The organism is Serratia sp. BNK-17, from assembly GCF_048684935.1.
In the GTDB taxonomy this organism is placed as follows: Bacteria; Pseudomonadota; Gammaproteobacteria; order Enterobacterales; family Enterobacteriaceae; genus Serratia; species Serratia nematodiphila.
The window spans coordinates 4,073,705-4,086,141 of the sequence record NZ_JBLQTR010000001.1 but is presented as its reverse complement, the minus strand read 5'-3'; the positions used below and the strand labels follow the sequence as shown (position 1 = coordinate 4,086,141).

The following is a 12,437-nucleotide window of genomic DNA, read 5'->3' as shown; positions in this document are numbered from 1 at the left end:
CCGCGCCAGGCTGGGCGGTTCGAAGGTTCCGCGCCGCCATGGCCAAACGGCGCTTAATCCCCTCGGCTTTCCGCCGCCTCACGGCGCAGCCACTGCCGCAGATTTTCGCCTTCCTGCGACAGTTCACTGTCCAGCCGAGCGCACAGGTAATAATCGCGGCCGTCGTCGATCGGCAGATCGAACATTTTGATCAACTCACCGCTCTCAAGGTAGTGGGCGATTAACGGTTCACGCATCAACGCGCACCCTAACCCCGCCTGCACCGCCGCCAACGTCAACAATCCATCCTCGAACATCGGGCCGATACTGCGCAGCGGGCGCTTGACGCCGGCCTGCTGAAACCATTGCATCCAGGTATTGCGCTCCTCGTCGTGCAGCAGCGGCAGCGTCGCCAGCTGATCCGGCGTATCGAGCAGACCGTGCAGTTTACTGAATGCCCGGCTGCACACCGGCACCATTTTTCCGGACATCAGCTTCTCGCTGCGATAGCCGGTCCACTGCCCGACCCCGAAGCGGATCGACAGATCGGCGGCGTCGCTCAGGTAATTGCGGTGGTTGGCGTAGACCACATTGATGTCGATATCCGGATTTTCACGCAGAAAACCGCGCAGCCGCGGAATGAACCAGCCCATGCCGAACAGCGGGATCAGGCTGATGGTCACCTGCCGCGACGCGGATTGTTCACGCACGTGTTCGGTCGCCTGGCGCAGCACGTTGAACGCCGAGCGAATCGAACGGTAGTACTCCCGCCCCTCGCTGCGCAGCACCAGGTTGCGCCCCTGCCGTTCGGTCAACGGCATCTGCAAAAATGCCTCCAGCGTTTTGAGTTGATGACTGACCGCCGAAGGCGAAATCATCAGCTCGTTAGCCGCCGCGCTGATGCCACCCAGGCGCGCGATGGCCTCGAACGCCCGCACGGCGCGCAGCGGCGGATCGTTCGGCAGCATCGGCAATGGCTCATCGTACTGTTCTGTTTTTTTCATATATTGACTGTTTTTGGGAAATCGACACTGAAGGAATGGATTCAATATACATAAAAATCAATGCATTAAAATCACTCGTTTTTTGTATAAGAAAGTATTTTTCCGTATTTTACAATTTTTTTAAATTCTCTACTGTGAGCCTCTGACTCATTATCTCCGGACTCTCCTTATGGATACGCTGGTACAGCAAACCGTCAACGGTTTGATGCTCGGCAGCATTTATGCGCTGATCGCGCTCGGCTACACCATGGTGTACGGCATCCTGCGCATCATCAACTTCGCGCACGGCGACGTGCTGATGGTCGGGGCGCTGAGCGCGCTGTCGGCGATAAGCGTGTTGCAACACCACTTTCCCGCGTTATCGCCCTACGCCACGCTGCTGCTGGCGGCCCTGTTCGCCATGGCGGTCTGCGCCATCACCTCGATGGCGATCGAGCGTCTGGCCTATCGCCGGTTGCGTAATGCACCGCGCCTGGCCCCGCTGATCAGCGGCATCGGCGTCTCGCTGCTGTTGCAAACCCTGGCGATGCTGATCTGGTCACGCAATCCCCTGATGTTTCCGCAGCTGTTGCCGATGACGCCCATCGCCCTGACCGCAGGCAGCGCCGAACATGCGCCGGCGGTGATCACCGGCACGGCGATCGTCACGCTGGCGGTGGCCGTAGCGGTGATGGCCGGCCTCTGGCTGCTGGTCGAACACAGCCATTTCGGCCGCGCCATGCGCGCCACGGCGGAAAACCCGCAGGTCGCCGGCCTGATGGGCATCAGTCCTGACCGCATCATCGTTCTGACCTTCGCGCTCGGCGGCGCGCTGGCGGCGGTCGCCGGCATCATGATGGCCAGCAACTACGGCAACGCCGGTTTCTCGATGGGCTTTCTGCCCGGCATCAAGGCGTTTACCGCCGCCGTGCTCGGCGGCATCGGCAACCTGCGCGGCGCGATGCTCGGCGGATTGCTGCTGGGGCTGTTCGAATCGCTGGGCACCGGCTATCTCGGCGAGTTGACCGGCGGCGTGTTCGGCAGCAACTACCAGGACGTGTTCGCGTTTCTGGTGCTGATCGCCGTGCTGGTTTTCCGCCCCTCCGGGCTGTTGGGCGAACGCATCGCCACGCGCGCATAAGGACATCATGATGACCGTTTTGACTCCCCCCGCTCCTCTGGCCAGGCCGCGTCGCGCCGGGCTGGGGCTGACGTTGTTCATTCTCGCCCTGCTGCTGGCGCCCTGGGTGGCGGGTGCCGCCGGCGGCAACTATTGGGTGCGCGTTGTCGACTTCGCCTTGCTGTACCTGATGCTGGCGCTCGGGCTGAACATCGTGGTGGGCATGACCGGATTGCTGGACATGGGCTTTATCGCTTTTTACGCCGTTGGCGCCTATCTGGCCGCGCTGCTGTCGTCACCGCATCTGACGCAGCAGTTCCCGCTGCTGCTGCAGTGGTTCCCCGACGGACTGCATCTGTCGATGCTGTGGCTGATCCCGCTGGCGGCGCTGCTGGCGGCGGCGTGCGGCATCCTGCTCGGCGCGCCGACGCTGCGGCTGCGCGGCGATTATCTGGCGATCGTCACGCTGGGCTTTGGCGAGATCGTGCGCATTCTGATGCGCAACCTGGATCGCCCGGTCAACCTCACCAACGGCCCCAAAGGCATTTCCGGCGTCGATCCGGTCAGCCTGTTCGGCCTGAAGTTTTCCGGCATGCATGAGTGGTTCGGCGTGCGTTTTTCCGGCCTGTACCTGTATTACTACCTGTTCGCCGCGCTGCTTCTGGCGATCCTGTTTATCAGCCTGCGGCTGCAGAATTCGCGCATTGGCCGCGCATGGACGGCGATCCGCGAAGACGAGGACGCCGCGCGGGCGATGGGCATCAACACCCGCAACTTCAAGCTGCTGGCCTTCGCCATCGGCGCCACCTTCGGCGGCGTGGCCGGCGCGCTGTTCGCCGCGTTTCAAGGCTTCGTGTCGCCGGAATCCTTCACCCTGCAGGAATCGATCGCCGTACTGGCGATGGTGGTGCTCGGCGGTATGGGGCACATCCCCGGCGTGATCCTGGGCGCGCTGCTGCTGGCCGCCCTGCCGGAGCTGCTGCGCAGCAGCATGGGGCCGCTGCAGCAGGCGCTGTTCGGCCAGGTGCTGATCGACCCGGAAATCATCCGCCAACTGTTCTACGGCCTGGCGCTGATCCTGGTGATGCTGTATCGCCCAGCGGGCCTATGGCCGGCTCGCCATGCCGGGAGGAACGCCGCATGACGCCGCTGCTCGCTTTAAATCACGTCAGCAAACGTTTCGGCGGCCTGACGGCGGTGGATGACGTCAGCATGAGCATCCGCCAAGGGGAAATCTACGGCCTGATCGGGCCGAACGGCGCCGGCAAAACCACCTGCTTCAACCTGATCACCGGCCTGTATCGCGCCGACGAGGGCGAGTTCAGCCTGTTGGGCCAGCGCTATAAACCGCAGGCCATCGACAAAGTGGCGCAGGCCGGCATCGCCCGCACCTTCCAGAACCTGCGGTTGTTCAACGAAATGAGCGTGCTGGAAAACGTGATGGTCGGCTGCCATGTGCGCACCCGCAACGGCCTGTGGGCGGCGATCGCTCGCCACGGGCGCGCGAAAGAGGAGGAACAGGCGGTGCGCGATAAATCTCATGCGCTGCTGGAGTACGTCGGCATCAGCCAATTCGCCCATTACCGCGCCGGCGATCTCGCCTATGGCCACCAACGCCGTCTGGAGATTGCCCGCGCGCTGGCGACCGAGCCCCGGCTGCTGGCGCTGGATGAACCGGCGGCCGGCATGAACGCCGGTGAAAAAGTGGCGCTGCGCGAGCTGCTGCTGCGCATCCGCGACAGCGGTAAAACGCTGCTGCTGATCGAACACGACGTCAAACTGGTGATGGGTCTGTGCGATCGGCTGACGGTGCTGGATTACGGCAAAGCGATCGCCGAAGGCGAGCCGGCGCAGGTGCGACGTGAACCGGCGGTCATTCAGGCCTATCTGGGAGGCGGCGCGCATGTCTGAAGCCCTGCTGAGCGTTAAACGACTCAAAGTGTCTTATGGCGGCATTCATGCGGTCAAAGGCATCGATTTTATGGTCAACGCCGGCGAACAGGTGACACTGATCGGCGCCAATGGCGCGGGCAAGACCTCCAGCCTGCGAGCGCTGACCGGCCTGCAGCCGTTCGAAGGCGACATCCTGTTCGACGGTTTCTCGATTCGCGGCGTGCCGCCGCACCGGTTGCTGCAACGGGGGCTGGTGATGGTGCCGGAGGGACGCGGCATTTTCACCCGTTTGACGGTGCGGGAGAACCTGCAGCTCGGCGCCTATGCGCGGCGCGACAAATCGGCGGTGCGGCAAGATTTCGAACGGGTGTGCGCCACCTTCCCGCGGCTGAGCGAGCGTCTGCACCAACCGGCCGGGCTACTTTCGGGCGGTGAACAGCAGATGGTGGCGATGGGGCGCGCGCTGCTCAGCCGCCCGCGGTTGCTGATATTGGACGAACCCTCGATGGGGCTGGCGCCGATTGTGGTGGAAGCCATTTTCACGGTCATCAAGCAGTTAGCCCGTGACGGCGTCACGCTACTATTGGTCGAGCAGAACGCCCGCCTGGCGCTGGAGTCCACCGATCGCGCCTATGTGTTGGACAGCGGCAGCCTGAGCCACAGCGGCCGTTCCGCCGACATGCTGGACGATGAAAAAATCAAACAGATCTATTTGGGTGAATAACCGTTGTTTCTTTTAACCGCACCAGGAGTATGACATGCAACAGAACATTCGCATCAAACCGTTGGCGCTGGCTGCCATGACAATGATTCTTAGCCTCCCGGCGCTGGCGGCCGACACCGTGCTGATCGGCCTGGCCGGGCCGCTGACCGGCCCTTCCGCGCGCATCGGCAAAGATCTCGAAAACGGCGCGCAACTGGCGATCGCCGACGCTAACGCGCAGAAACCGACGCTGAACGGCAAACCGGTCACCTTCAAACTGGTGTCCGAGGACGACCAGTCCGATCCGCGCACCGCCGTGGCCGTGGCGCAGCGTTTGGTCGACGAAGGCGTCGCCGGCGTGGTCGGCCACTGGAACACCGGCACCAGCATCCCGGCGGCGCGCATCTATCACGACGCCGGCATCGCCCAGGTGGCGCCGGTCGCCACCGGTCACGGCTATACGCAACAAGGTTTTGACACCAGCTTTCGCGTGATGGGCCACGACGACGACGGCGGCAACTACGCCGGGCAATATGCGGTGAAGACGCTGAAAGCCAAGCGCATCGCGGTGATCGACGATCGCACCGCTTTCGGCCAGGGGCTGGCGGACGAATTCATCAAATCGCTGCAGGCCCAGGGCGTGCAGCCGGTCGCCCGTGAATACGTCGATGACAAGAGCGTCGATTTCAGCGCCGTGCTGACCACCGTGCGCAGCAAAAACGCCGATCTGATCTTCTTTGGCGGCGTAGATTCCCAGGCGGCGCCGCTGGCGCGCAAACTGAAACAGCTGGGCATGAACGCGCAGCTGATGGGCGCCGGCGGCTTTGTCAGCCAAACCTTCCTGACGCTGGCGCAGCAGGAAGGTGAAGGCGTCGTTGCGTTGGAGCCGGGGCTGCCGCTGGAACAGATGCCGGGCGGCAAGGCGTTTGAGCAAGCCTACCGCGATCGTTACCACACCCACATCGAACTGCATGCGCCCTTCGCCTACGACGCCACCCGAGTGCTGATCGCCGCCATCGAACAGGCCGGCTCGGCCAACCCGGCCGATTATCTGCCGAAACTGCGCGCCATACATTATCAGGGCGTGACCGGCGACATAGCCTTCGATGCGCAGGGCAACCTGCAACAGCCGAGCTTCACCCTGTATCGGGTGGTTGACGGCAAATGGCAGCCGCAAACCGTGTTGGGCGGCGCCAAACCACAATAAATCAAGAGGAGCAAGGCGATGAGCTGTGCAAACAACGAGTTGGGCATTTTGGCCCGCAGAAAAATCGAGGCGGAGATCATCAAACCGATCTACCAGATCCTGGTGCGTGAAATCGGCAAGGCACGCGCCCAGGCGGTGATCGGCGAGGCCATCGAGAATGCCGCCATCGCGGCGGGCAAACAGTTCGCCGCTCAGGAACCGAACGGCGCGGATCTGCGCAGCTTCGCCGCCTTGCAGTACCTGTGGGAAAAAGACGATGCGCTGCGCGTCGAGGTGATCAATCAGGACGAACAGCACTTCGACTATAACGTCACCCGCTGCCGCTACGCCGAGATGTATCACGAGATGGGGCTTGGGGAGATCGGCCACCTGCTCTCCTGCGCTCGCGACAGCCAGTTTATCGTCGGCTATGCGCCTGATGTCGACCTGCAGCGCAGCCAGACCATCATGTCCGGCGCCCCCTGCTGCGATTTCCGCTACACCGCTAAAACGCCGGGAGAAAAGCAATGACGTATCGGGTCAACGGGGAGCGCCTGTGGCAAAGCCTGCAGACGATGGCGCAGTTCGGCGCCATCGCTGACAACGGCGTCACCCGCCTGGCGCTCAGCGAAGAGGATCGTCAGGCGCGCGACCAGCTGCGCCGATGGGCGCTGGAGGCCGGTTGCAGCGTGCGCGTCGATCGGATGGGCAACATGTTCCTGCGCCGTGAAGGCACGCGGCCCGAGCTGGCGCCGGTCGTCACCGGTTCTCACGGCGACTCGCAGCCCCGCGGCGGCCGTTTCGACGGCATCTACGGCGTGCTGGCCGGATTGGAGGTTATTCGCAGCCTCAACGATCGGCAGATCGTCACCGAACGCGCGATTGAAGTGATCAACTGGACCAACGAAGAAGGCGCACGCTTCGCGCCGGCGATGATCGCCTCGGGCGTGTTCGCCGGGGTATTCGACCTGGAATACGGCCTGACGCGCCGCGACGAGCACGGCGTCAGCCTCGGCGAGGCGCTGGAGCGCATCGGCTACGCCGGCGAGTATCCGGTGGGCGGCACGCCGATCCATGCCGCCTTCGAGTTGCACATCGAACAGGGGCCTATTCTGGAAGCGGAGCATCTCGACATCGGCGTGGTGACCGCCGCACAAGGGCAGCGCTGGTATGAACTGGAGGTCGTCGGCTTCAGCGCCCATGCCGGCACCACGCCGATGGACCGCCGCCGCGACGCCCTGCTGGGCTTTGCGTCGCTGGTCACGGCGGTCAATCGCATCGGCTGGGATTTCGCGCCCGACGCGCGCGCCACGGTGGGCATGGCGCAAATTACCCCCAATTCACGCAACGTGGTGCCGGGACGCGTCTTTTTCAGCGTCGAATTCCGCCATCCAGAGGAGTCAATTCTGGAGCAGATGGAGCAGCGCCTGCTGGCGGCGGTGAACGCCGTCAACGACGGCAGCCTGACCGCGCGCGCCGAGCGCATCTTCCAGTATCCCCCGGTCGCTTTCGATCGGGGCTGCATCGACAGCGTACGTCATGCCGCGCAAGCGTTGGGCTATCGCCATCGCGACATGATTTCCGGTGCCGGCCACGATGCCTGTTACCTTAACCGCGTCGCTCCGACCGCCATGATTTTCATTCCCTGCGTGGACGGCATCAGCCACAACGAACGGGAAGATATCACCCCCGCCTGGGCCGCCGCCGGCGCCAACGTATTGCTGAACGCCCTGCTGGCGCACGCCGGCGCCTGATCCTCGCCCCGGTTTCTTGCCGGGGCCAAAAAATATTCAACAAAACGGTTGAATATTAGCCCGCCTGTTCTATATTCAACCATATGGTTGAATTATCTTCCTCACAGCTGGACGCCATTTTTCATGCGCTGGCCGACCCGACCCGCCGCTCGATGTTACGCGCGCTGGCCGGCGGTGAGCGCAGCATCGGCGAACTGGCCGCGCCGCTGCAGATGTCGTTCGCCGGCGCCTCCAAGCACGTGAAAGCACTGGAACATGCGGGCCTGGTGCAACGCACCGTGCAAGGAAGAAACCATATCTGCCGGCTCGAACCCGAGCCTATGGCGCAGGCCATGCACTGGCTGCAAACCTATGAACATTTCTGGACTGAACGGCTGGGTGCGCTCGAACAGGCGCTGCTGCAGCCCGAACAGCTTCCTCCCAAGGAGTGAACCATGAATGATTACGGCATGATTATCGAACCCGGCACGCTGCGCATCCAGCGGCTGCTGCCCGGCCCCATCGAACGGGTGTGGGCTTACCTGACCGAATCCGACAAGCGCGCCACCTGGCTGGCGGCCGGCGCCATGAAGTTGGAAAACGGCGCGCCGCTGGAGCTGGAGTTTCGCAACTCCGATCTGGCGGGCGAGCACGAGCCACCGCCGGCCAAGTACAAACAGCACGGCGGCTGCGTCAGCAACCGCGGCCACATCACCTGCCTGTTCCCGCCGCGCCTGCTGAGCTTTACCTGGGCCGAACAAGATCAGGGCCGCCCTTCCGAGGTGACCTTCGAGCTGACGGAACAGGGAAACGCGGTGCTGCTGACGGTCACCCACCGGCGCCTGGCCAACCGCGACGAGATGCTCAGCGTCGCCGGCGGCTGGCACACCCATCTGGATATCCTGCTGGATCGTCTGCACGATCGGGCGCCGCAGCCGTTCTGGAGCACCCATGCCCGGCTGGAAGAAGAGTACCGCGCCCGCCTGTAATTACGACTCGTCCCTGCGCCTGAACGCCAGATAACCGGCGATCAGCGTAAAACTGCCGACCAGCAACACCAGCAGGATAAAACCGTGGTGATTGCTGGCCAGCGGTATCCCTCCGACGTTCATGCCGAAGAAACCGGCGACGATGTTGATCGGCAACGCCAGTACGGTGATCACCGTCAAGGTGTAGAGCGTGCGGTTATTCTGCTCCATCAGCTTGGCGCCCAGTTCTTCCTGCAGCAGCCGGATGCGTTCGGTCAGGCTGGCGAGATCGTTCAACACCACGGTGAACTCTTCGGTAAACTGCCGCAGATCCTGCACCACCTCGCGGCTCAGCCAGGCCGGCGGCCGGTTCAACAGGCGAAACAGCGCGGCCGGTTCCGGCGCCAACAGGCGCTGAAAGCGCAATAACATGCGGCGCATGCGCCCCAGCTCGGCGCGGTTGCGTTTGACGCGGCGGGTCAGCAGGCGATCCTCGATGGTATCGACATACTGGTTAGCCTGCCGCACCACCTGCTCCAGCACGTCCTCCTGCTCTTCCAGCAGGTGCGCCAGCAGCTCGGTAGACGACGCCAGCTCCAGCGCCGTCAGGCGGCCAAGCAGCCGTTCAATCAATCGCACCGGTTTGTGACGCACGGTGACCACCAGCCCACGGCAGCAATAGAGCCACAGCGTCGCCGTTTCCGGGTTGCTGTCCTCAGGGTGGAAAATCACGTCGTTGAGCACCGCGAACAGATCGTCGCCCTGGCGCTCGATGCGCGTGGTGTGGGAACCATGCCGAATTTCGTGGAAGAAAAAATCGGAAATGGCGAAATGGTTTTTCAGCCACTTCTCCGCCGCCGCGTGGTTGAGATTGAGGTGCAGCCAGACAAAGCCGTCGCCGGACGGCAAAGCCTGGTAGGCCTGACAGATCTGCTGCGAGTTCAGGCGCACCGGCGGCTCACCGGAACGAAACACATGGCCGTAGATCAGCCCGGTCACTTCATCATCGAAATCAAGCTTGTGCATCTTTTCCGCTAACCGTTGCACCATAACGCCTTATCCTGCCTGTTGCCGTTAACCCAAGACCGTCCCCGCTGTTATAACAATCTTTATTTATCGGCGTTAATGATTTTCGCCGTTCCCGATGATTAATATTTTCGTCATAAAAAAGCCACATTCATTCAGAATACTTTTCAGGCGACAGCTACCGCATTCAATCCTCTCAGGAAGGTCATTATGAGCGATAACAGCGCCGTTCAAACGGGTGTGCCGGCCGCCGCCAGCCTGCCCAAACTGCATCAAAAGAACAGTCGACTCACTGTTCTTTTTTTTGTGTTTTTATTAATTCTGGGGATCGCGTTCGCCGGGGTGAACTTATTTAACGACGTCAGCGACGCCGGCGCCGTCTATACCAGTTACATTCCGTTTTTATTATTGGGGCTGGCGCTGCTGATCGCGCTGGGCTTTGAATTCGTCAACGGCTTCCACGACACCGCCAATGCGGTCGCGACGGTGATTTACACCCACTCGCTGTCGCCGATGGTCGCCGTGGTGTGGTCCGGTTTCTTCAACTTTCTCGGCGTGTTGCTCTCCAGCGGCGTGGTGGCCTTCGGCATCATTTCGCTGCTGCCGGTCGAGCTGATCCTGCAGGCCGGCACCGGCAACGGCTTCGCCATGGTGTACGCCCTGCTGTTCTCCGCCATCATCTGGAACCTCGGCACCTGGTGGCTCGGGCTGCCCGCCTCGTCGTCGCATACGCTGATCGGCTCGATTATCGGCGTTGGCGTGGCCAATGCCCTGATCCACGGCCGCACCGGCACCAGCGGCGTGGACTGGGGCCAGGCGATCAAGGTGGGCTATGCGCTGCTGCTGTCGCCGGTGATCGGCTTCGTGTTCGCCGGCCTGCTGCTGCTGGCGCTGAAGCTGTTTGTCAAGAACCGCCAGCTGTACAGCGCGCCTAAAGACAATAGCCCGCCGCCGCTGTGGATCCGCGGATTGCTGATCCTCACCTGCACCGGCGTTTCCTTTGCCCACGGCTCCAACGACGGCCAGAAAGGCATGGGCCTTATCATGCTGATCCTGGTGGGCACCATGCCGATCGCCTACGCCCTGAACCGTTCGATGCCGCCGGAGCAGATCCCCCGGGTGGCGGCGCTGGCGGAGGTGACCAAAAACGAGCTGCTGCGCCAGTTCCCGGCCGGCGGCCAAACGCCGCCGCGCGAGGTGCTGACCGGCTATGTGCGCACCAGCGATCTGACGCCGGAGGTGGTGCCGGCGCTGGCGCAACTGACCGGCGCGATCGGCGATCAAATTCGCCAGTACGGCTCGGTCGACAAGATCCCGGCGCAGGCGGTGTCGAACACCCGCAACGACATGTACCTGGCGTCCGAGACCATCAAGCACCTGAAGGCAGAGCATCAGTTGCAGATCAATCCCGACACGCAGCGCAACCTCGACGCGCTGAAGGGCGAACTCGACAACGCCACCCGTTTCATTCCCTTCTGGGTGAAAGTGGTGGTGGCGATTGCACTGGGGCTCGGCACCATGGTCGGCTGGCGCCGTATCGTGGTGACGGTGGGCGAAAAGATCGGCAAATCGCACCTGACCTACGCCCAGGGCGCCAGCGCCGAACTGGTGGCGATGACTACCATCGGCGCGGCCGACGCCTTCGGCTTGCCGGTTTCGACCACTCACGTACTTTCATCCGGCATCGCCGGCACCATGGCAGCCAACCGCTCCGGCCTGCAGATGGCCACCCTGCGCAATCTGCTGATGGCCTGGGTGCTGACGCTGCCGGCCTCAGTGCTGCTGTCGGCGGTGCTGTACTGGATCTTCAACCATTTCTAACACCGGGCTGATACGGAGAAAATCTGATGACCATGCATGAATTCAACCGCGAAGACGGATTCAACCAGCGCCTGCTGCAAGAATTTTACGACAGCTACGACGAAGAGCTGGAAATGGAGCTGGACGACCTGCGCTTCGACGCGGCAGAAGTCGACAGCGACGCGAAGAAAGCCTGGCGCAAGCAATACTTCCGCGAACTGCTGCGCCTGCAGGGTGAACTGGTAAAGCTGCAGGACTGGGTGATGCGTACCGGCCATCGGCTGGTGATCCTCTTCGAAGGCCGCGACGCCGCCGGCAAGGGCGGCGTGATCAAACGCATTACCCAGCGCCTCAACCCGCGCACCTGCCGCGTGGCGGCGCTGCCGGCGCCGAACGACCGCGAACGCACCCAGTGGTATTTTCAGCGCTATATCGCGCATCTGCCCGCCGCCGGCGAAATGGTGCTGTTCGACCGCAGCTGGTATAACCGCGCCGGCGTGGAGCGCGTGATGGGCTTTTGCAACGACGAAGAGTACGAGGAGTTTTTCCGCAGCGTGCCGGAATTCGAAAAAATGCTGACGCGCAGCGGCATCCAAATCGTCAAATACTGGTTTTCGATCACCGATGAGGAGCAGGAGCTGCGTTTCCTCAGCCGCATTCACGATCCGCTCAAGCAGTGGAAGCTCAGCCCGATGGATCTGGAAAGCCGCCGCCGCTGGGAGGACTACACCGAGGCCAAAGAAATCATGTTAGCGCGCACTAACATTGCCGAGGCGCCCTGGTGGGTGGTTCAGGGCGTCGACAAGAAAAAGGCCCGCTTGAACTGCATCACTCACCTGCTGCAGCAGGTGCCTTATGAGGAAGCCGAAGGTAACGTCATCACGCTGCCGCAGCGCAAACGCAGCCCGGAGTACCACCGTAACCCGGTGCCAGACAACATGGTGGTGCCGGAAATCTACTGACCGTAGCGCAGAGAGGCGGTTGCCGCAGCTCTGCGCAAATACAACGCTTTGATTTCTCTCACGCTAAGGGGCCAGACTCCATGT

At 62.5% G+C, this 12,437-nt stretch carries 13 protein-coding genes; 11 read left to right on the top strand and 2 right to left on the bottom strand.

Going from position 1 to position 12,437, the window contains the following annotated elements; all coding sequences use genetic code 11:
* Positions 1-53: 53 nt before the first annotated feature.
* The gene (locus ACMGF7_RS19465; protein WP_044031173.1) at positions 54-983 is read right to left on the bottom strand and encodes a LysR substrate-binding domain-containing protein; all 930 of its coding nucleotides are present in this window, start codon (positions 981-983) and stop codon (positions 54-56) included.
* A gap of 169 nt (positions 984-1,152) precedes the next feature.
* Between ACMGF7_RS19465 and ACMGF7_RS19460 the strand changes: the two genes are divergently transcribed.
* The 9 genes from ACMGF7_RS19460 (at position 1,153) to ACMGF7_RS19420 (ending at position 8,586) form a co-directional block, all read left to right on the top strand.
* A complete protein-coding gene (locus ACMGF7_RS19460) occupies positions 1,153-2,103 on the top strand; it encodes a branched-chain amino acid ABC transporter permease (protein ID WP_420286582.1) in 951 nt (316 codons plus the stop codon).
* A gap of 10 nt (positions 2,104-2,113) precedes the next feature.
* Positions 2,114-3,226: an ABC transporter permease subunit gene (locus tag ACMGF7_RS19455; RefSeq protein WP_044031172.1), complete on the top strand. Its 1,113-nt coding sequence runs from the start codon at positions 2,114-2,116 to the stop codon at positions 3,224-3,226.
* On the top strand, positions 3,223-3,993 hold the full coding sequence (locus tag ACMGF7_RS19450) for an ABC transporter ATP-binding protein (RefSeq protein ID WP_004938167.1): 771 nt from the start codon (positions 3,223-3,225) through the stop codon (positions 3,991-3,993). The genes ACMGF7_RS19455 and ACMGF7_RS19450 overlap by 4 nt, the downstream gene beginning before the upstream one ends.
* Positions 3,986-4,699, top strand: a complete 714-nt coding sequence (locus tag ACMGF7_RS19445; protein WP_015377959.1) for an ABC transporter ATP-binding protein — start codon at positions 3,986-3,988, stop codon at positions 4,697-4,699. The genes ACMGF7_RS19450 and ACMGF7_RS19445 overlap by 8 nt, the downstream gene beginning before the upstream one ends.
* A 76-nt stretch (positions 4,700-4,775) precedes the next feature.
* On the top strand, positions 4,776-5,885 hold the full coding sequence (locus ACMGF7_RS19440; RefSeq protein WP_420286769.1) for a branched-chain amino acid ABC transporter substrate-binding protein: 1,110 nt from the start codon (positions 4,776-4,778) through the stop codon (positions 5,883-5,885).
* Positions 5,886-5,903: 18 nt separating this feature from the next.
* Positions 5,904-6,395 (top strand): L-2-amino-thiazoline-4-carboxylic acid hydrolase, encoded by a 492-nt coding sequence (locus ACMGF7_RS19435; protein WP_085336860.1) that lies wholly within the window; start codon positions 5,904-5,906, stop codon positions 6,393-6,395.
* Entirely contained in the window at positions 6,392-7,618 is a 1,227-nt protein-coding gene (locus ACMGF7_RS19430) for a Zn-dependent hydrolase (RefSeq protein WP_197799595.1), read from the top strand. The genes ACMGF7_RS19435 and ACMGF7_RS19430 overlap by 4 nt, the downstream gene beginning before the upstream one ends.
* A gap of 83 nt (positions 7,619-7,701) precedes the next feature.
* Positions 7,702-8,049 carry an ArsR/SmtB family transcription factor gene (locus tag ACMGF7_RS19425; RefSeq protein ID WP_197842840.1) on the top strand — a complete coding sequence of 116 codons (348 nt, stop codon included), beginning with the start codon at positions 7,702-7,704 and terminating at the stop codon, positions 8,047-8,049.
* Positions 8,050-8,052: 3 nt separating this feature from the next.
* Positions 8,053-8,586, top strand: coding sequence for an SRPBCC family protein (locus tag ACMGF7_RS19420; RefSeq protein ID WP_015377962.1), 534 nt, complete (start codon positions 8,053-8,055; stop codon positions 8,584-8,586).
* Here the strand turns inward: ACMGF7_RS19420 and ACMGF7_RS19415 are convergent, their stop codons facing one another.
* Positions 8,587-9,615: a transporter gene (locus tag ACMGF7_RS19415; protein WP_049240912.1), complete on the bottom strand. Its 1,029-nt coding sequence runs from the start codon at positions 9,613-9,615 to the stop codon at positions 8,587-8,589.
* Between the two features lie 186 nt (positions 9,616-9,801).
* Between ACMGF7_RS19415 and ACMGF7_RS19410 the strand changes: the two genes are divergently transcribed.
* Together ACMGF7_RS19410 and ppk2 are read left to right on the top strand one after the other, a co-directional pair.
* Positions 9,802-11,412 carry an inorganic phosphate transporter gene (locus ACMGF7_RS19410; RefSeq protein WP_049240910.1) on the top strand — a complete coding sequence of 537 codons (1,611 nt, stop codon included), beginning with the start codon at positions 9,802-9,804 and terminating at the stop codon, positions 11,410-11,412.
* 26 nt (positions 11,413-11,438) lie between these two features.
* The gene (gene ppk2 / locus ACMGF7_RS19405; protein WP_048323661.1) at positions 11,439-12,353 is read left to right on the top strand and encodes a polyphosphate kinase 2; all 915 of its coding nucleotides are present in this window, start codon (positions 11,439-11,441) and stop codon (positions 12,351-12,353) included.
* Positions 12,354-12,437 lie beyond the last annotated feature (84 nt).

Bases quoted from the DNA above. Each gene is read 5' to 3' on its own strand.
- ACMGF7_RS19465 (WP_044031173.1), bottom strand. From the start codon at position 983: ATGAAAAAAACAGAACAGTACGATGAGCCATTGCCGATGCTGCCGAAC.
- ACMGF7_RS19445 (WP_015377959.1), top strand. From the start codon at position 3,986: ATGTCTGAAGCCCTGCTGAGCGTTAAACGACTCAAAGTGTCTTATGGC.
- ACMGF7_RS19410 (WP_049240910.1), top strand. From the start codon at position 9,802: ATGAGCGATAACAGCGCCGTTCAAACGGGTGTGCCGGCCGCCGCCAGC.
- ACMGF7_RS19450 (WP_004938167.1), top strand. From the start codon at position 3,223: ATGACGCCGCTGCTCGCTTTAAATCACGTCAGCAAACGTTTCGGCGGC.
- ACMGF7_RS19455 (WP_044031172.1), top strand. From the start codon at position 2,114: ATGACCGTTTTGACTCCCCCCGCTCCTCTGGCCAGGCCGCGTCGCGCC.
- ACMGF7_RS19435 (WP_085336860.1), top strand. From the start codon at position 5,904: ATGAGCTGTGCAAACAACGAGTTGGGCATTTTGGCCCGCAGAAAAATC.
- ACMGF7_RS19430 (WP_197799595.1), top strand. From the start codon at position 6,392: ATGACGTATCGGGTCAACGGGGAGCGCCTGTGGCAAAGCCTGCAGACG.
- ACMGF7_RS19415 (WP_049240912.1), bottom strand. From the start codon at position 9,615: ATGGTGCAACGGTTAGCGGAAAAGATGCACAAGCTTGATTTCGATGAT.
- ACMGF7_RS19460 (WP_420286582.1), top strand. From the start codon at position 1,153: ATGGATACGCTGGTACAGCAAACCGTCAACGGTTTGATGCTCGGCAGC.
- ppk2 (WP_048323661.1), top strand. From the start codon at position 11,439: ATGACCATGCATGAATTCAACCGCGAAGACGGATTCAACCAGCGCCTG.
- ACMGF7_RS19425 (WP_197842840.1), top strand. From the start codon at position 7,702: ATGGTTGAATTATCTTCCTCACAGCTGGACGCCATTTTTCATGCGCTG.
- ACMGF7_RS19420 (WP_015377962.1), top strand. From the start codon at position 8,053: ATGAATGATTACGGCATGATTATCGAACCCGGCACGCTGCGCATCCAG.
- ACMGF7_RS19440 (WP_420286769.1), top strand. From the start codon at position 4,776: ATGACAATGATTCTTAGCCTCCCGGCGCTGGCGGCCGACACCGTGCTG.